Below are 18581 nucleotides of genomic sequence, written 5' to 3' on the forward strand. Positions count from 1 at the left end.
GAAGCAACTGGCGGACTAAACCCGATTTGTTCAAGTCGGCTGGCCGTGAGCGCGGTTCGGCGCTCAGTCGAGGGCCACAACCAGTCCCCACCCCTTGCTCACTGCCTGGCCCATCGCCGCTGCCCACATGAAGAACACCTCGACCACCTCCCGCTCACGTGCCAATGCGAACTCGCGCAGGTCTGGCTGGCCTCCCAGGAACTGGTCGTAGAACAAGGCGAAGACGTGGGGCAGATCCAACTCATCAATGAGCGCCAGCCGCTGCCGCACCTCCTGCGGTGAGGCAGCGGAGTAGAACCAGGCGGGCGATATCTCCAAGTCTTGGGGCGGCTCAAGGTTTTCTGCGTGAGCCAACCGAGGGCAGAACGTTACGAGGAACTTCCCCAGCCGCTCGCCCGCGCCCTCCGGCAATCGCTCATGGATCTCAAGGAAGAGTTCGCCGATCTCCTGATTCAATGAGTAACTGTCGTTCCACACGGTGAACGAGTCGGCTCGGAACCATGTGCTGTCGGATTCCCACAGATTCGTGCCGTGGGTTCGCAGGTGATGCCGGAGCCGCTCCCAGTCGGCGAGGTAGGCAGAGATTTGCAAGGCTCCCTCCTACGACGACATCCGATCAGCGTGAACCGTGGCTCGCGTTCGGTCCAGATGTCGTCGTGGTCGGAACGTTGTGCTCGGCCACACTACGCCCGCTTCTCGGCGATGCGGTGGACGTCGACGTTGCCGTCGGGGGTGCCGTGGCCGAGGTAGCGGCCGTCGATCGTGACCGCGAACGAGGTCGTCGTGACGGGCGGGAGCTGCCACTCGGTGGCCACCTTGTTCGTCCCGAGGTCCCAGTTGAAGCACTTCGGCCCGTCGCCGACGCTCACCAGAGTCTTGCCGTCGGCCGTCACGTGCAGCAACCGCACCGGGCCGGTGTGGCCGGTCAACTCGGCCTTCACCTTCGGCTTGATCGAGGTCAGATCCCACAGCCGGATCACCTTGTCCTGGCTACCGGTGGCGAGCGTCGAGGAGTTGACGTAGGCGACCGACAGCACCTCGCTCTCGTGGGGGATCACCGCCTTCTCGGTCGAGCGGATGCGGCTCAGCGTCCACAGCCGCGCGGTCTTGTCGAGCGACGCGGTCGCGACCTCGGTGTTGTTCGCGGCGAACGCGAGCGACTTGATGGCGCTGGTGTGGTTCTTGAGGATCGCCTTCGGGGTGCCGGTGCCGCCGGCGACCGGTTCCCAGATGCGGAGCGTGTGGTCCTCGCCGCCGCTGGCGATGAGCTTGTTGTCCGGCGAGAACGCGAGGGCGGTGATCGCCCCCTTCGCCCCGCGGAGGGTGGCGACGTCCTGGGCGGTCTTGTCGCTGACGTCGAACACCCATATGGTGCCGTTGAGCGCCCCGGACCCGGCGACGAGCCACCGGCTGTTGGGCGAGAACGCGAGCGAGGCGAACGGGTCGCCGTCCTTCTTGAGCACGGCCCGCTCGCCCGGCTTGCGGCTGCCGAACTCCCACACGCGGCCCGTGCCGTCCTGAGCGCCCGACGCGAGCAGGCACCGGTCGGACGAGAACGCGACCGCGGTGGTGCGGCCGGTCTGCCCCTTGAGGTTCACCATCAGAGCGGCGGGGGTGGTCGGCCACGCGGCCTTCGCGGTGGGGCGGTTCGGAGCGTCCATCAATCGTCACCTGGCAGCAGGGAGCGGTCTCACGGCGGGCGCCACCCCGCGAGCGGGTTCGGCCTACAAAAACAATAGCATAACGCGGCCGGAATGTATCACGCGCACCGGAAAACGAAGCGGGCGGCACCCTCAGAGGTGCCGCCCGCGGTGACCCACATCGCACCGCACCGGTCGGTCAGTCCTCGGTCCAGACGTTGCCGTCGTTCCGCATGTTCATGTACCACCAGTTAGCGGGGGTGACGCTGTTCTTAACGAACCGGACGCTGCCGTCGGCCATGGCGACGTCGACCCCGCCGAGGTGCTTGCTCCGGGAGTTGGCCTGCTGGAACCCGCAACTGCACGCCCCCATGCCGTTCGCGGGGTCGTTGACGCAGCCGTCGCAGTCGTCGGCCTGGTTCTCGGTGCCGTTCGGGAGGCGGCAGTCCATGCTCGACTGCCCGGAGATCACGCTGGCCCCCGTGTAGCCCAGGGCCCAGGTGCCGCGGGGGTCGCCGGCCCCGAGGTAGGAGCCGATCCGGAGTTCCGCGAGCATGATGGTGCTGGACGTGCCGTCGTTGATGCCGGTCAGCTTCGCGCCCCAGTTGATGCACATGACCCCGCCACCGGCGAGCGTGCTGGGAAGGCTCGACACGTTAGTCCCGTTCGTCGGCGTCGCCCCGCCCTCCGAACTGGGGTAGCCGGTGCTGCTGATGCCGGACCCGCCGTGAACGCCACCGGCGTTGCACGCATAGTTGCCGCGCGCCCAGCCGCCCCCGCTGCCGCTGTACTGCACGTCCTTGCCATTGTCCGACGGGCACAGGAGGCCCGGGAGGACCGTCCCCTTGAGGTTCTTCCAACTCTGGTCCGCGGTCGCGGCCGAGAGATAGGTCGCCGGGTTCGACGGAAGGCTGTTGTAAAGCGACCCCTGCTCGATGTACGGCAGGATCAGCACGACCCAGTTGGGCCCGAAGTTGCCGCTGACGCTGGTGCGGCTCTCGCCCGACCGCAAGAGGATCGACGGCGGCAGAGTCCCGACGTTGTCGTGGTACGCGTGGCACGCCAGGGCGAGTTGCTTGACGTTGTTGGAGCACTTGATCCGGGCGGCGGACTCGCGGACCTTCTGGACGGCGGGCAACAGCAACCCGATCAGGATGGCGATGATGGCGATCACCACCAGCAGCTCGATGAGCGTGAACCCCCGACGTGTGTGGATCATCGGCAACTCCGGAGAGGACGGCCGGGCGGTTCCTCACCTGTGGCAGAAGTGACTGGTGCCACAGCCGGTGAGAAATCGGTGAAACTCCGACTCGCTCCAGAATTTATCGAGTCGGTTGAAAGACCGCTAGAAGATTTCCTGCCCGAATCTTCACGATTGGGTGTCAACAGGGCTAAAGATCCTGCCAGGGCAAAGAACTCTCGCACGAACGGAAATGACTCGCCCACGGAGGGCTTCGGTGGGGCGAGTCATTTCCGTTCGCGTCTCAATCAACCGACCAGTGCCGCGATCGGGGTGCCCTTGGTGATCGCGAACGGGCGGTCGCCTTGGTCGTGCATCTCGCCGTGCGGGTCGATGCCCAGGCAGTGGTAGATCGTCGCCAGGAAGTCGGCCGGGGTGACCGGGTTGCTCGCGGGGCGGCCGGCGATCTTGTCGGACTGGCCGTACACCTGACCGCCCTTGATGCCGCCGCCGGCGAACAGCACGCTGAAGCAGTCGGGCCAGTGCTCGCGGCCCGCGTTGCTCTTGGTGATCTTCGGCGACCGGCCGAACTCGGAGGCCACGACCACGAGCGTCTCGTCGAGCTTGCCGGTCGCTTCGAGGTCGGTCATCAGCGCGTGGAACGCCTGGTCGAACGGCGGCACGAGGTAGTCCTTGTGCGCGTCGAAGTTGTTCCAGTGCGTGTCCCACGCGAACCCGTCCACGCCCTGCGACCGCTGCCAGTTGCACTGCACCAGCCGGGTGCCCGCGTCGAGGAGCCGGCGGCTGAGCATCACCGACTGGCCGAACATGTTCCGCCCGTACCGCTCGCGCTCCTTCGGGTCGGCGGCGCTCAGGTCGACCGCCTTCCGCACCCGGTCGGACGAGATCACCTGAACCGCCTTCGCCTGGCTGTCCTTGATCGTGCTGCTCATCGCGAGGCTGTTCAGCGGCTTCGACTCGGCGTTCAGTTGGTCGACGAGCGACAGCCGCCGCTTCAGCGCGTCGGGCCGCTCGTTGGCGACGAGCGGCAGGTGGTCGAGCTTGAAGTCGTCGTCGTTCGGGTTGCCGCCGGGGAGGAGCGGGTCGTACTTCGGCCCGAGCGACCCGGCGAACTGCCCGGCCCGGCGGCCGCCGGCGACGTCCATGCGGTGCGGGACCATCGCCCACGCCGGCAGCGGCCCCTGCCCCGGGGCGAGCTTCGCCAGCACCGCCCCCATGTGGGGCATGTCCTGCCGCGACATGCTGTTCACCTCGGGGACGCCACCGGAGTACGGCACGCCGGTGACCATCCAGTACGTCCCGCGGCCGTGGTCGTTGTGCTCGTGCCACATGGTGCGCACGAGCGCCGCCTTGTGCATCCAGCTCGCGGTGTGCGGGACGAGTTCGGTGAACCGCACGCCCGGGAGCTTCGTGGCGATCGTCGAGAACGGCCCGCGGATGTCGTCGGGCGCGTCGGGCTTCGGGTCGAACGTGTCGAGCTGGGCCGGGCCGCCGGACAGGTACAGGAGGATGCAGTTCTTGGCCTGCCCGAAGCTCTTGGGCTTCGGGCCGCTCGGTGCGGGGGTGTTGGCCAGCAACCGCGGGAGCGAGAGGCCGGCGAGGCCGAGGCCGCCGACGCGGATCAGTTCGCGGCGGTCGAGCGGCGAGGAACCCCACAAGTTCAGCATGAGAGGACTCCGGGCGTGGCGGGTCGGGTGCGAGAACCCGTGTGTCTTTGGCGTGCGGGGACGGGTGCGTCCCCTCGATTTCGGCAGGCGGGAAAAACAGCGTGCAATCCAACGAAGGAGAGTGTACCATAACGACCGACCCGCCCGCCAGTATTTCCCGCCGACGATTTTTGCCCGCCCGCCGACCGCACGGTCACCCGCCCGAAGCCCGCACGCCCGGACACGCCATGCGATCCCTCGTCTCGCTCCTGGCCATTGTTGCGCTCCCGGCCGTCGCCGCGGCCCAGGGGTTCGTCGACAGCGCGTCGCCGCCGGTCGCCGCCGTCGGCAAGACCACGCGGGTCGCGTTCGTCGGCAAGGACCTCGGGCCGGGCCTCGACGTGTGGGCGGCGCTTCCGAAGGGCGCGATCTCCGCCAGGCCGGTGAGCAGCGAGCCCGGGAAGCTCGTGTTCGACCTGGCGGTCGCCGCGGACGCGCCCGTCGGCGTGTGCGGGCTGCGGCTCGCCACCCGCGACGGGCTCACGAACGCCGTCCTGTTCCACCTCGAAGACCTGCCGGTAAAGGAGCGCGCCCCGGGTGACACCCCGGTGTCACTGAGCCCGCCGGCGTGCGTCGTCGGCACGTTCACCGAAGGCGCGGCCGATCGGTACGCGGTCACCGTAACGGCCGGCGAGCGGGTGTGCTTCGAGGCCGTCGCCAACCGGCTCGGGAAGGACGCCGACCCGCTCCTGACCGTCCGCGACTCGGCCGGCGCGTTCGTGCTCGAGCGCGACAACGACCCCGGGCTGTACTTCGACTTCCGGTTCGGGCACACGTTCGCGAAGGCTGGCACCTACACTCTCGAACTCCGCGACGCCCGGCTGAAGGCGTCGGAACACAACCACTACATCTTGCGCGTCGGCCGCTTCCCCACCGAGCGCGTCGCGGGGGTGCCGGCCGCCAGCGTACCGGACCGCGTCTCCGGCACGTTCATGACCAGCCCCAAGCGGGCCGGCGATCAGGGCTCGGCGTGGGTGCCGGTCTCGACGGCCGAGGGGCCGGTGACCGTCGCCCGCGACTTCGACGAGTCGCGTGACGGCGGGTTCGCCGAGGCCACGTCGCCGGCGGCGCAGGTCGCGTTCCTGATGACGCCGGCGCGTGCGAACCTGTTTCAGCCGCTCGCCCGCAGTGTTGCGCTCGGCCGATTCCAGGCGACGCCGGCCGCGGTGCCGGGTTCGCTGTGCGGCGTGCTACGGAAACCGGGCCGGCCGGTCGCGTTCGTTGTGCCACTCGCCAAGGGCGAGCGGATCTTCGTGCGGGCCGAATCGAAGGTGTTGAACTCCCCCGCCGACCTCGAAGTCTCGGTGACCGACCGCTTCGGCCGCGAGCAGCGCCGCGCCGCCGACGGGCCGACCGGGGCCGAGGCGTCTCTTGACTTCACCGCCCCGGCGACCGGCGAGTACGGCATCGTCGTGCGGGACGTGCTGCGCGACGGCAGCGACTCGCACGCCTTCTGTTTGCGGGTGCGTAGCGACCCGTTCCCGCCCGTGCTGACCGCCGAAGTCGAGGGGCTCACCGTTCCGCAGGGCAGCTACCAGACGGTGCCGATCCTCGTGACCCGGACCGGCACCGCGGGGCCGATCACGCTGTCGCTCGCGGGGAACCCGCCCGGCCTCAGGCTCACGCCGAGTGAGATTCCGGCGACCGCGAGCAGCGTCGTCTGCAAGCTCGAAGCTGCCGCCGGCGCGCCGCTCGGCGTCCACACCGTTCAGATGATCGCCGAGTACGAGAAGACCCCCGAACTCCGGCGCGCCCCCGGCGGCAGCTTCTACGCCCTCTCGATGGTGACCGAGCGCGAGCGCGTCGCCGTCCGCACCCGGCCGCTGATCGACAAGAAGTACCACAACGTCGATCTCATCCCGATCGCGCTCCGCGAGGACCAGACCCGGCTCCCGCCGGCGCTCACGGACCGGTTCGCCGTACAGGTCACGCCGCCGAGCCACTTCACGTTCGAGCTGCCCGAAGAGACCGTCACGCTCTCGCGCTACCGCACGGCCCCGATCCCGGTCGCCACCACGCGGGCCGCGGACTTCGACGGGCCGGTCACGTTCCACGCGGTCGGCGGGCAACTCGGTGCGAAGACCGAGGGCCGCACCCGCGTGTACGCCGAGTTCCCCGAGGCGACCGCGAAGCAGCCCGCGGTGGCCGGCGTGGTGGTCTCGAAGATCCTCACCAACACTGCGAGGGCCCGCGTCGACGTGACCGCGACCGGCACCCACAAGGGCCGCCGCGTGGCGCTCACGCGGACGTTCGACCTCGACATCGTGACCGCGTTCCGGTTCGCCCCGGAGCCGGTGAAGGTGGCGCTGCTGCCGGGCGAGTTCGCCACCGTGAAGCTGACCGTCTCGCGGCTGAAGACGTTCGACGGCCCGGTGAAGCTGCACCTGTCGCCGACGCAGGGCGCCGAGTACCCCGAGCACCTGACCGTGCCCAGGGGCGAGACGGCCGTCGAGTTCACCGTGAAGACGACCGCCGACGCGCAGCCCCGCAAGCAGCCCATCAGCGTTCACGCGACGGGCGAGGTCGGCGGCTTCGAGGAAGAAGTGCGGGCCCACCCGGTCGAGGTCGAGATCAAGAAGGTCGAACCGCCCAAGAAGAAGTAACCCGAACTCTGGTGGGGCGGGCGAGAATGCCTGCCCCCCGTGGCGGCTGCGGGCGGGCACGAATGCCCGCCCCACCGTTCTGAATGGTGGAGTCCCTCATGATCGCCGCACTCGCACTGACCGCCCTTCTTGCTGCCGCGCCGCCGGCCGAGCCGCCCGTGTCGTTCCGCACGGACGTCATCGCGGCCCTGTCGCGGGTCGGGTGCAACTCCGGCGCGTGCCACGGGTCGCCGCAGGGGAAGAACGGGTTCCGCCTGTCGCTCCGCGGGGCCGACCCGGCGTTCGACTTCAACACGCTCGTCAAGGAGACCGGCGGCCGCCGCGTGAACCGCCACGCGCCCGACGACAGCCTCGTGCTCCAGAAGGGCAGCGGCCGCGTGGGGCACCTGGGCGGCGCGCTCATGGGCCGCAGCGAACCCGTGTACCAGACGATCCTCCGGTGGGTCGCCGAGGGGTGCCGCGACGACTCCCCGCCGGCGCTGGTGAAGGTCGAAGTGTCGCCCGGTTCGCGGCACCTGCCCGTCGACCAGCCGAGCGTGCAACTCGCGGTGCGGGCGACGTTCGCCGACGGCTCGACCCGCGACGTCACGAACATGACCGTGTTCTCGTCGAACGACGCCACGGTCGCCCCGGTCACCAAGAACGGGCTCGTCACGTTTGCTCGCACCGGCGAGGTCGCGGTCCTGGCCCGGTTCCTGACCGGGATCACCAGCACGCGGCTCGCGTGGGTGAAGCCCGATCCGGCGTACCAGTTCCGCGGCCCGCCCCCGGCGAACTTCGTGGACGAACTGCTCTTCGCCAAGCAGAAGGAGCTGCAACTCTCGCCCGCTCCCGTGTGCAGCGACGAGGTGTTCCTGCGCCGCGTGTACCTCGACGTGACCGGCACGCTGCCGACGGCCGAGGTCGCTCGCGAGTTCCTCGACTCGAAAGCCGCCGACAAGCGAGCGAAGCTCATCGACCACCTGCTCCAGCGCGAAGAGTACGCGCAGTTCTGGGCGCTGAAGTGGGCCGACGTGCTCCGCGGGAGCCCGGTCACCATCAGCGAGCGCGGCGTCCACAGCTTCCACCGCTACCTCGTGCGGAGCATGGCCGAGGACAAGCCGGTGACGCAGTTCGCCCGTGAACTCCTGACGGGCACGGGCAACACGCTGAACAAGCCCGGGGCCAACTTCTACCGCGTCACCCGCACCCCCGAGGACTCGGCCGAGGCCGCGGCGCAGTTGTTTCTGGGCGTGCGGATGCAGTGCGCCAAGTGCCACAACCACCCGTTCGAGAACATCACGCAGACCGACTACTACGGCCTCGCCGCGTTCTTCGCCCGCGTGCAGTTCAAGGGCACGCAGTTCGGGCTGGACGACGAGGTCGTGTTCCTCCAGCCGGGCCGCGAGGTCAACAACCCGCTGACCCGGAAGCCGCAGCAGCCGCAGGCGTTCGGCACCGCGGTCGCGCTCGCCCCGGACGACGACCGCCGCGAGAAGTTCGCCGACTGGCTCACACAGCCGGGGAACAAGTACTTCGCCCCGTCGGTGGTGAACCGCGTGTGGTTCCACCTGATGGGCAAGGGGATCGTGGACCCGGTGGACGACTTCCGCGACACGAACCCGCCGAGTTCGCCGGAGCTGCTCGACGCGCTTTCGAAGGAGTTCGCGAAGGGCGGCTACAAGCTCAAGCCGCTGATCCGCGTGGTCCTCAACTCGCGGACGTACCAGCTCTCGTCGGAGCTGCCGCAACAGTCGCAGCAGGCCGCGAGCCCGGACCGGTACTTCGTCGCCGCGCAGGTGCGGATGCTGACCGCCGAGCAGATCCTCGACGCGGTGTCGAGCGCGACCGGCGTGCCCGAGACGTTCAAGGGGTTCCCGGTCGGCACGCGGGCGATCGCGCTGCCCGAGGGCGGCATCGCCCACCCGTTCCTGATGGCGTTCTCGAAGCCGGTCCGCGACGTGATCTGCGAGTGCGCCCGCGAGGACGACCCGGCGCTGCCGCAGGTGCTCCACCTGCTCAACAACGCCAACGTGCTCGCCAAGGTGAAGGCCGCCGACGGGCGCGTCGCCGTACTCATGAGGGCCGGCCGAGACGACGCCGCGGCCGTCGAGCACATCTACCTCGCGACCCTGAGCCGCCGCCCGACCGCCCACGAGAGGGAGCTGGTAACGAAGCACCTCGCGGGGGTCAAGGACCGCGCCGCCGGGCTGCAGGACGTGCAGCACGCGCTCATGAACCTCAACGAGTTCCTGCTGCGGCACTGAGCGGGCCTCGCGTTCCGACTTCCCGGCGGTCGTGATAGAATGACCGCCACGGTCGGCCGACCGTCGGGGCGCGACGCATGCGTGTGATCGAGCAGTTGGTGCAACACTTCTGGACGCGCGGCGCGCTCACCCGCGAAGAGGCGCAGTACCTCGTGAGGCACGGGTTCGTCCGCGAGGGCGACTTGCCGGGGCTGGCCGGGGACGCGGACCTTGAGAGAATCGAGGTCTCGGAAGCAGAACCCGACCCGCGGTTCGACCCAAAGGCCCGCGCGGCGGAGGAACTCGAGGACGAACTCACCGGCCGCAACTCGGCCGGCGGCCGCCGCGGCAAGAAGAAGAAGCCGGCCGGCCACAACGTCGCCCCGCTCGCAACGCACCTCGGTTCGCACCTCTCGAGCCGCGAACCGTTCCCCGCACTCCACGAACTCGGTCAGCGCCTCACCCAATGCGCCGACTGGCGCGGTGCGGCGCGAGCGGTCGCCGCCGCGGAGCCCGACGACCTCGAAGCCGCCCTCGTCGCGCTGCTCAACGCCCGCCCCCGGGTGCTCGGCGAGTTGTGGTTCTGGTTCGACCTGGAGCCGGTGTTCGAGTGGGCCGAGCGCGGCGACAACGCCGGCCCCGTCGCCGACGCCATTGGGAAACTGCTCCGGGCCGACACGCCGGGCCGCGTCGGGCGGCTCGACCAGCTCTTGAAGGTGCCCGAGGTGCAGGCGCTCGCCGACCTGCTCGCGGCCCGCGGCGCGTTCCTCGCGGCGCTGCCGGGGCTGTTCGTCCGCCAGTTCGACAAGCTCGGGCAGTGGCTCGTGCCGCCCGCGGCCGGGGCCGCCGGGCCGTGGCCGGCGCTCCCGTGGGCGTTCGTCCTCCTCTACAACGCCCGCAAGGGGACCGCCGACGCGCCGCCGCCCGGCTACCCCGTGGACCCGCACCAACTCGCGTTCGAGGTGCTGAAGGCCGCGCTCGTCGCGGCCTTCGCGATGGACGGGGCCGCGGTGCGCTCGCTGTTGATTCACCAGATCCGCGAGAGGCCCGAACCCGTCCCCGATTCGGGCGACCTCGCCAAGAAGGCGGTGTTCGACCGCCCCCTGCACTGCCCGTACAGTTGGAAGGTGTGACCCCTCACGCTCGCGAACGACCATGACTTCGAGCCCCCTCACCGAGACGGTCACGCTCTCCCAGGCGCGGGAACTCATCGCGTGCCTGTCGCACGAGCAGAGCGTGCTGCTGCTGTCGCCGCCGGGCGTCGGCAAGTCGGACGTCGTGCGGCAGGCGGCCGCGGAGGCGGGGCTGGAGTGCAAGTCGCTCCTCGGCACGCAGATCGCGCCGGAGGACGTCTCGGGCGTGCCGCGGATCGTCGGCGAGCGGTCCGTGTTCTGCCCGCCGCGGGTGCTGCTCCCCGAGAACCCGCAGAAGTTCTGCCTGTTCCTCGACGAACTCCCGGCGTGCGCCCCGGACGTGCAGAAGGCGTTCTACTCGCTGCTCCTCGAGCGCCGCATCGGCGAGTACGCGCTGCCCGAAGGCACCTGGGTCGTGGCCGCCGGCAACCGCGCCGAGGATAAGGCACTGGTGCGAACCATCTCGAGCGCGCTCGTGAACCGCGTACTCATCCTGAACGTCCGCATCGACGTCGCCGAGTGGCTCGAATGGGCGCGGCGGAGCGGGGTGCGGGCCGACGTGCTGGCGTTCATCGAGCAGAACCCCGACGCGCTCCTGCGGCCGGTGCCGGACCGAGCCGCGCCGTTCTCGACCCCGCGGGCGTGGGCCTCGCTGTCGCGGGCGCTCGACCTCGTCGCCGCACGCGGGGTGCTCACGGGGCCGCTGGTCCGGGCGCTGGCGGTGGGCCGCGTGAGCGACGACGACGCCCGCCGGTTCGCCGCGGCGTGGGCCGGCGAGAAGTTCCCCTGACCCGCGGTCCCTCGCACGGCACGGGCTGGCGTTCGGTACGCCCCTTTAAACTGAACGGCCCGGTGCAAGCGTTACAGCCCCCCACCGGCACCCGCCGGAACGGGCGCGGGGGCCGGAATCCGGTGGTTCCCACTTCATTTCGCCGGTAGAGTCAGGCAGTCGCACCCCGTTACGACCGACCCGCGAACCGCCGCCTGTACGGCGGGGCGCGGGTCCGTGTCCACGGGCAACCGGAGCGGCCGCGATGGACCCCCACTACCACCCCGTCCTGGTGATCTCGCTGATCGCCGTCGTGGCCCCGCTCATCGCCGAGTTGCCGTTCCGCTTCCGGGTGCCCGGGGTCGTGCTGGAGATCGTGCTGGGGATCGTGGTCGGCCCGCAGGTGCTCGGCCTCGTCCGCCCGGAAGGCATCGTCACCGCACTCGGGTCGATCGGGCTGTGCTTCCTCTTCGTCCTCGCCGGGATCGAACTCGACTTCCGCCGCATGCGCGGCCGCCCGGCGCAGTTGGCGGTCGGCGGGTGGGTCGCGTCGCTGGCGCTCGGGCTCGGCGCGGCGGGCCTCCTGAGCTGGTCCGGGCTGATCGGGCCGCCGCTGCTCGTCGCCGTCGCCCTCACCACGACCGCGATCGGCGCGCTCCTCCCGATCCTCCGCGACGCGGGCGAGTTGACCCGGCGGTTCGGAACGCTCACGCTCGCGGCCGGTGCGATGGGCGAGTTCGGGCCGCTGCTGCTGCTGTCGCTGGTGCCGCTCACGGCGGAAAAGACGTTCGAGGGGAACGTGCTCGTCCTCGCGGGATTCGTGGCCGTCGCGGTGGCCGCGGCGGTCACCGCGATGCGGGTCCAGCCGCCCCGGTTCCTCGTGCTGCTCAAGCGGCACCTGCACAAGACGAGTCAACTCCCGGTGCGGCTCGCGGTCCTGCTGACGGCCGCCCTGGTGGTCGCCGCCGGGGAGCTCGGCCTGGAGCTGTTGATCGGCGCGTTCGCCGCCGGCATGATCGTCGGCGTGGTGACCCGCGGGGAGGAGGCGGAGCCGTTCCACCACAAGCTCGACGGGCTCGGGTTCGGGTTCCTGATCCCGATCTTCTTCGTGGTCACCGGCGTCAAGTTCGACCTGAAGGCGCTGCTCGAAAGCGGCGAGGCGCTCGCGTGCGTGCCGCTGTTCCTCGGCCTGTTCCTCGTGGTCCGCGGCCTGCCGGTGTTCCTGTACCGCCGCGAACTGGGGGGCCGCGACCGGCTGGCGCTCGCGTTCTACTCCGCCGCCGCGCTGCCGGTCGTCGTCGCGATCACCGAGGTCGGCGTGGAGACCGGGCAGATGCGACCCGGCACCGCCGCCGCCCTGGTCGGGGCCGGCATGATCTCGCTGCTGGTCTTCCCGCAGGTCGCGGTGGCGCTGCGGGCGCACGCGGGGCCGCCGGACCCGGCCGCCGAACCGACCCCTCACCCGCCCGAGGCCGCGTCCTCGGCCGCCTGACGCTCACCGATGGCGAACCCCCAGCCGACCGCCGTCACGCTCGCCGAAGCGAAGGAGTTGCTCCGCTGCCTCGCGGACGCCCAGAGCGTGTTGCTGGTGTCGCCGCCGGGGGTCGGGAAGTCCGCGGCGGTCGAACAGGCGGCCCGCGACGCCGGGCTCGTCGTGCGGTCCCTCCTCGGAACGCAGATCGCACCCGAGGACGTGTCGGGCGTGCCGAAGGTGATCGGCGATCGCGCCGTGTTCTGCCCGCCGCGGCTGCTCCTTCCCGACGACGGGAAGCCGTTCTGCCTGTTCCTCGACGAACTCCCGGCCGCCCCGCCCGACGTGCAGAAGGCGTTCTACTCGCTGCTCCTCGAGCGCCGCATCGGCGAGTACCGGCTGCCGCCGGGCACGTGGGTGGTCGCGGCCGGAAATCGAGGCGTCGACCGCGCGATCGTTCGCACTCTTTCGAGCGCACTCGTGAACCGCGTGTTCGTGCTGCCGGTTCGCGTGGACGCCGCGGAGTGGTTCGCGTGGGCGGAGGCGAGCGGCGTGCGGGCGGACGTGCGCGGGTTCGTGAAGTTCGTCCCGACCGCCCTGCAGCGCCCGGTGCCGGCCGACCCGGTGCCGTTCTCGACGCCGCGGTCGTGGGCGCTGCTCTCGCGCGACCTCGACCTCGCGGAGGCCCGCGGCGAGCTATCGGCCGAGGAGCGCCGGGCGCTCGCGTTCGGCCGCGTCACGGCGCACGACGCGGCGCTGTTCTGCGCCCTGTGCGAGGAGGGACTCGGCGACCTGCGGCCGGTGGCGGACTACGTCGAAGACGCAGCCCGACTGCCGAGAACAGAAACGGCGCTGTGGTTCCTCGTGTCCCGCACCCGCAGCGCCGTCGCCGGCGGCGAGTTGAGCGGAACGCCGCACGAGAAGGTCAACGCATTTCTCACGGCCGTTGGGGAGGAGTACCGGTTCGCGCTCGTCCTCGACCTCGTCGAGAAGTGGGCCGAACTCGGGGCGAGCGACCTGATGTTGCGGACGCTGCGGACCGTGACCGGGCTGCCGGAAAGTTTGCGGCCCGGGGCAAGTTGAGACCGGTACGGCGTTCGCGAGTATAATTCGTGCGTTCGGGGAAGCACCGCCGGTTCAACAGGAGGTACGGGATGTCGCGGACCAGCGTTCGACCCAGTGTGTTCGGGTTGGCGGCCCTCGCGTGCCTGATCGCCTCGTGCCTGGCACTGGCCGCGCCGCCCGCCGATCTGCCGCAACTCCCGCCGCCGGGTAAGTTGCCCGTTCCGCCCCCCGGCAAGGTGCCCGCGCTCCAGCCGCCGCCCGCCCCGGTCCCGGTCACGCTCATCCCCGTCGAACTCACCGTCTCGCTCGCCGACCTCAAGAAGCAGATGATCCGCGGCATCGCGCTGAAGGCGAACCCGAACGCCGACCCCAAGGTCGAGCCGGTGCTGCCGCTGATCGTGAAGACCAACGACCCGCGGCTCGCGCCGCCACCGGCTCTGCCCGCGAAGGCCCCCGAGGTCAGGCCCGTTGAGGGTCAACTGCCCGTGCCGCTGCCGGCTGCGAAGCCGGTGCCGCAACCCCTTCCGCAACCGGTCCCGGTGCCCGACGTCCGCGAGGTCCCCGAGCCGGGGCCGCCGGCCGGCCGCCCGCGGCTCTTCAACCGCCGCCCGCAGGACCCCCGCCCGCTCCTCGAACGGATCGCCGAGCGGCCCGTGGTGCAGAACGCCGTCGAGCGGATCGTCGAGGGCGGCGACATGATCTACGTGGTGGACATCCAGTCGCTCGACGTGGCCGTCACCGGCAACACGCTCACCTGCGAGGTCGCGGCCGGGTTCCACAGCGACAGCAAGTCCCAACCAGGGAGCGTCCGCGAGGTCACGTTCCGCGTCCGCGTCACGAAGGACCTGGTGTGGAGCGAGGCCGGGAAGCTCGAGCTCAAGGAGGGCGCGAGCAAGGTGTGGATCGACCCGACCGCGCCGCTCGTCGGGTTCCCGCGGCTCGACGTCGCCCGCGTGATCCAGCTCAACGCGCTGCTCGACCTCGTCGGCGGGGCGGTGGACCGCGAGTTGATGAAGCGGCTCCCGGCCGAGAACCTCCCGGACCTCTCGAAGCTCGGGCCGCAGATCAACGGCAAGGTGCCGTTCCTGGCGCTCGCGGAGGTCACCGCGTACCCACTCAGGGGCGACGAGAAGAACCTGTTCGTGTCGCTCGTGCTCGGGTTCGTCCCCGCGAACAAGAAGGTCGGCGACGACGTGAAGGTCGCGTCCAAGACCGGCGCGGCGCCCGAGCCGAAGTTTAAGGGTCAGATCCAGTTCGACGCGGCCGGCAAGCCCGACGTGAAGCTCGAACCGGTCCGCTGAGACGGTTGGCCGCGTGTTCCGTTTGGTGGCACAGGCCTCTGGCCTGTGCTGCTGTTTCCACAGGCCAGGGGCCTGTGCCACCGTGCAGAAACCACGAAGTCCCGCATGCTCGCCCCGGTCGTCACCACCGTCGCCGAAGTCCGCGAGGCCGTCGCCGCCGCACGGCGTGCGGGGAAGACGATCGGCTTCGTGCCGACGATGGGCGCGCTCCACGAGGGGCACGCCTCGCTCGTGCGGGCGGCGGCCGCGGCGTCGCAGTTCGTGGTCGTGTCGGTGTTCGTGAACCCGACGCAATTCGGGCCAAAAGAAGACTTCGCCAAATACCCGCGGACGCTGGAAGCCGATCAGAAGCTGTGCAGCGAATCCGGCGCGCACCTGATCTTCGCACCGAGCGCCGCGGAGATGTACCCCGAGCGGTCCGTTACGTTCGTGGAGGTCAAGGAACTCGACGCGGAACTCGACGGCCCGGCGCGGCCCGGCCACTTCCGCGGTGTCTGCACGGTGGTGCTGAAGCTGTTCAACATCGTGCAGCCCGACGCGGCGCACTTCGGGGCGAAGGACGCGCAGCAGGCCCGCATCGTCCGCCAGATGGTCCGCGACCTTAACGTGCCGGTCGCCGTGCGGGTCGAGCCCACGGTGCGCGAGCCCGACGGGCTGGCGATGAGTTCCCGGAACCGCTACCTCTCCCCCGCGGAACGGGCACTGGCCCCGGCGATCTACCGGGCGCTCCGGAACACTCAGGCGCGTGCCGCGGCCGGCGAGATCGACGTGGCCCGGCTGGAGTCGGCCCTCGCCGCGGAACTCGCCGCGGTCCCCGGCGCACGGGTGGACTACGCCCGCGTCCTCGACGCGAACACGCTCCAGCCCCTTTCGCGGCTCGACCGCGAGGCGCTGGTCGCCGTCGCGGTGTTCCTCGGCACCACGCGACTCATCGACAACGTCGTGATCGACTAAAACTCGAAATTCGAAGCACGAAATCCGAAACCGAAACGGCCCGAGGGACCGCGGATTTCATTTCGAGTTTCGTGCTTCGAATTTCGGATTTCCCATGCCCCACCCGCTGTTCAGCCCCGAAGTCCGGATGATGCTCGCGGAGGAGAACGCGCCGGGGCTCCGCGAGTTCTGCGAGTCGCTGCACCCGGCCACGGTCGCCGAGGCGCTCGACGACGACTTCACCCCCGAGCAGCTCTGGGAGGTCATCAGCCAGGCCGAGATCCGCACGCAGGCGGCGGTGTTCGAGTACCTCCCGCCGGCCGCTCAGGTCGAAATGGCCGAGAAGGCCCGGCCGCAGATGGGCCAGCTCCTCACGAAGATGTCGCACGACGACCGCGTGGACCTGCTCAAGCGGCTCCCGGGGCGGGTGACCGAGTCGGTGATGCGGCTCGTCGACGAGGCCGACCGCAAGGACATCGCGACGCTGTTCAGCTACGGGGAGAACACGGTCGGGTCGATCATGACGACCGACTACGCCTGGCTCCCGGCCGCCGCGACGGCGGCGGAGGCGGTCGACCAGCTCCGCGCCCAGGCCCCGGACAAGGAGACCATCTACTACATCTACGTGGTGGACGACGCGGCCCGCCGCGGCGACGGGAGCCTGGCCCCGCGGCGGCTCCTCGGCGTGATCTCGCTCCGCGACCTGATCCTCGCCCCGCGGCACGCGATCGTCCGCGACCTGATGGAGACGGACCTCGCCACCCTCCGGTACGACCAGGACAAGGAGGCGGTGGCGCAGCTCTTCGCCCGGTACGACTTCATCGCCGCCCCGGTCGTGGACGACAACTTCGGCCTGCTCGGCATCGTCACCCACGACGACGTGCTCGACCTCGTGCAGCGCGAGGCGACCGAGGACCTGCAGCGGCAGGCCGGCGTCGGGCCGATCGAGGGGGCGTACCTGGACGCGGGGTTCTGGCAGGTGTGGTGGAGCCGCGGGAAGTGGCTCGCCATCCTGTTCTTCTTCCAGATGTTCACGATCAACGCGATGGCCCACTACGAGTCGCAACTGGAGCGGGTCGCGTACCTGATGGTGTTCGTGCCGCTGTGCCTGTCGGTCGGAGGGAACGCCGGCTCACAGGCCTCGACGCTCGTCATCCGCGCCCTGGCCCTGGGCGAGATCCGCACCCGAGACTGGCTACTCGTGTTCCGCCGGGAGTTGCTCATGGCCGTCGCGCTGGCCGGCGGGCTCGGGGTGCTCTCGGTGGTCCGGACCTACCTGGCTACGCCCGAGACCGTGCTGGTGAAGTTGCCGGACGGCTTCTTCTGGAACTTGAACTGGGCGGTGACGTTCGCCGTCATGGGCATCTGCCTGTGCGGGGCGGTGATCGGGTCCATGCTGCCGCTGCTTATCAAGGCGGTCGGCAAGGACCCGGCCTTGATGTCGGCGCCGTTCATTGCCACCCTGTCGGACGTACTCGGCATCGTCATCTTCTTCAAATTCGTAGCGATGTTCTTCTTCTGAGTTGGGTGCCGCGAAGCCCGAAGCGGCTTGCCCCTGGTCCGGGCCGCTTGCGGCTTCGCGCGCCAGGCATTGCGAGAATCCAATACGCCGCGTCCGGTATCGAATACTGGTATGGGGCAGTGCGCAACCGCCCCGGAAAGGTGTTCACCATGTTCGGCTCGCTCAAACTCGGAAAGGTGTTCGGCATCGACCTGTACGTCCACGGGACGTTCTGGCTGCTGCCGCTGTTCGTCTTGTTCAGCGACCTGTCGGCCGGGGCCGGGCTCGCGGAAGCGGGGACGGGCCTCGCCTTCGTGTTCGCGGTCTTCGGGTGCATCGCCCTGCACGAACTCGGCCACGCGCTCGCGGCCCGGTACTACGGCATCGGCACCCGCGACATCACCCTCTACGCGCTCGGCGGCATCGCGTCGCTGGAACGCATGCCCGAGCGGCCCGGCCGCGAGATCGCCATCGCGCTCGCCGGCCCGGCGGTGAACATCGGCATCGCGCTGTCGCTGTTCTCGGGCCTGCTCGGCGCGTCGCTGATCGCCCCGCTGTCACTGGCCGGCCCGACCGGCGGCCTCGACGTGTTCCTGGCGCGATTGCTCGTGGCGAACGTCGTGCTCGCGGCGTTCAACCTGCTCCCGTGCTTCCCGATGGACGGGGGCCGCGTGCTGCGGGCCTTGCTCGCCAGCCGGATGAGCCGCGTCCGGGCGACGGAGATCGCCGTCGGGGTCGGCTCGGTCGTCGCCGGCGTGTTCATCCTGCTGGGGTTGCTCAACGGCCACTTCGGGTTGATCGCGGTCGCGGTGATGGTCTGGCTGCTGGGCCAGGGCGAACTCGCCGCGGTGCGGATGCGGGCGCGTGCCCGCGAGGTGCAGGAGCGGGTGGCGGATTGGTTCGAGGGACCGCCAACGGGCGGAACGCCCGCCCGCGACTTCACCGGCCTCGCGTGGGACGACGCCCGCCGCGTGTGGGTGCAGTACGACCGGGGTCGCGCCGTGCGGGTGATCGAGGGATAACGAGTCCTCAG

Annotated in this window: 14 protein-coding genes; 10 read left to right on the forward strand and 4 right to left on the reverse strand. The window is 70.2% G+C overall.

The window, feature by feature from the left end; genetic code table 11:
- Positions 1–63: 63 nt before the first annotated feature.
- The 4 genes from ACTIGN_RS27160 to ACTIGN_RS27175 form a co-directional block, all read right to left on the reverse strand.
- On the reverse strand, positions 64–591 hold the full coding sequence (locus tag ACTIGN_RS27160) for a hypothetical protein (protein ID WP_439629791.1): 528 nt from the start codon (positions 589–591) through the stop codon (positions 64–66).
- A gap of 92 nt (positions 592–683) precedes the next feature.
- On the reverse strand, positions 684–1661 hold the full coding sequence (locus tag ACTIGN_RS27165; protein WP_439629793.1) for a WD40 repeat domain-containing protein: 978 nt from the start codon (positions 1659–1661) through the stop codon (positions 684–686).
- A 178-nt stretch (positions 1662–1839) separates the two neighbouring features.
- Entirely contained in the window at positions 1840–2859 is a 1020-nt protein-coding gene (locus ACTIGN_RS27170) for a DUF1559 domain-containing protein (RefSeq protein WP_439629795.1), read from the reverse strand.
- A gap of 269 nt (positions 2860–3128) precedes the next feature.
- Positions 3129–4508 (reverse strand): DUF1501 domain-containing protein, encoded by a 1380-nt coding sequence (locus ACTIGN_RS27175; protein ID WP_439629797.1) that lies wholly within the window; start codon positions 4506–4508, stop codon positions 3129–3131.
- A gap of 227 nt (positions 4509–4735) precedes the next feature.
- On the opposite strand from ACTIGN_RS27175, the gene ACTIGN_RS27180 reads away from it, so the two are divergent.
- The 10 genes from ACTIGN_RS27180 to ACTIGN_RS27225 all read left to right on the forward strand — a co-directional run bounded on the left by ACTIGN_RS27180 (position 4736) and on the right by ACTIGN_RS27225 (position 18570).
- The gene (locus tag ACTIGN_RS27180; protein ID WP_439629799.1) at positions 4736–7150 is read left to right on the forward strand and encodes a hypothetical protein; all 2415 of its coding nucleotides are present in this window, start codon (positions 4736–4738) and stop codon (positions 7148–7150) included.
- Between the two features lie 98 nt (positions 7151–7248).
- Positions 7249–9396: a DUF1549 domain-containing protein gene (locus ACTIGN_RS27185; protein ID WP_439629801.1), complete on the forward strand. Its 2148-nt coding sequence runs from the start codon at positions 7249–7251 to the stop codon at positions 9394–9396.
- A 77-nt stretch (positions 9397–9473) separates the two neighbouring features.
- Entirely contained in the window at positions 9474–10508 is a 1035-nt protein-coding gene (locus tag ACTIGN_RS27190; protein WP_439629803.1) for a hypothetical protein, read from the forward strand.
- 22 nt (positions 10509–10530) lie between these two features.
- Positions 10531–11298: an AAA family ATPase gene (locus tag ACTIGN_RS27195; RefSeq protein WP_439629805.1), complete on the forward strand. Its 768-nt coding sequence runs from the start codon at positions 10531–10533 to the stop codon at positions 11296–11298.
- A gap of 244 nt (positions 11299–11542) precedes the next feature.
- Positions 11543–12769 carry a cation:proton antiporter gene (locus tag ACTIGN_RS27200; protein ID WP_439629807.1) on the forward strand — a complete coding sequence of 409 codons (1227 nt, stop codon included), beginning with the start codon at positions 11543–11545 and terminating at the stop codon, positions 12767–12769.
- A 9-nt stretch (positions 12770–12778) separates the two neighbouring features.
- Positions 12779–13831, forward strand: coding sequence for an ATP-binding protein (locus ACTIGN_RS27205; protein WP_439629809.1), 1053 nt, complete (start codon positions 12779–12781; stop codon positions 13829–13831).
- Positions 13832–13902: 71 nt separating this feature from the next.
- A complete protein-coding gene (locus ACTIGN_RS27210; protein ID WP_439629811.1) occupies positions 13903–15114 on the forward strand; it encodes a hypothetical protein in 1212 nt (403 codons plus the stop codon).
- A 105-nt stretch (positions 15115–15219) separates the two neighbouring features.
- Positions 15220–16068 carry a pantoate--beta-alanine ligase gene (panC, locus tag ACTIGN_RS27215; RefSeq protein WP_439629813.1) on the forward strand — a complete coding sequence of 283 codons (849 nt, stop codon included), beginning with the start codon at positions 15220–15222 and terminating at the stop codon, positions 16066–16068.
- A gap of 94 nt (positions 16069–16162) precedes the next feature.
- A complete protein-coding gene (mgtE, locus tag ACTIGN_RS27220; RefSeq protein WP_439629815.1) occupies positions 16163–17569 on the forward strand; it encodes a magnesium transporter in 1407 nt (468 codons plus the stop codon).
- Positions 17570–17718: 149 nt separating this feature from the next.
- Positions 17719–18570: a site-2 protease family protein gene (locus tag ACTIGN_RS27225; protein WP_439629817.1), complete on the forward strand. Its 852-nt coding sequence runs from the start codon at positions 17719–17721 to the stop codon at positions 18568–18570.
- The last annotated feature ends 11 nt before the right edge of the window (positions 18571–18581 follow it).

The organism is Gemmata sp., assembly GCF_051859125.1.
In the GTDB taxonomy this organism is placed as follows: domain Bacteria; phylum Planctomycetota; class Planctomycetia; order Gemmatales; family Gemmataceae; genus Gemmata.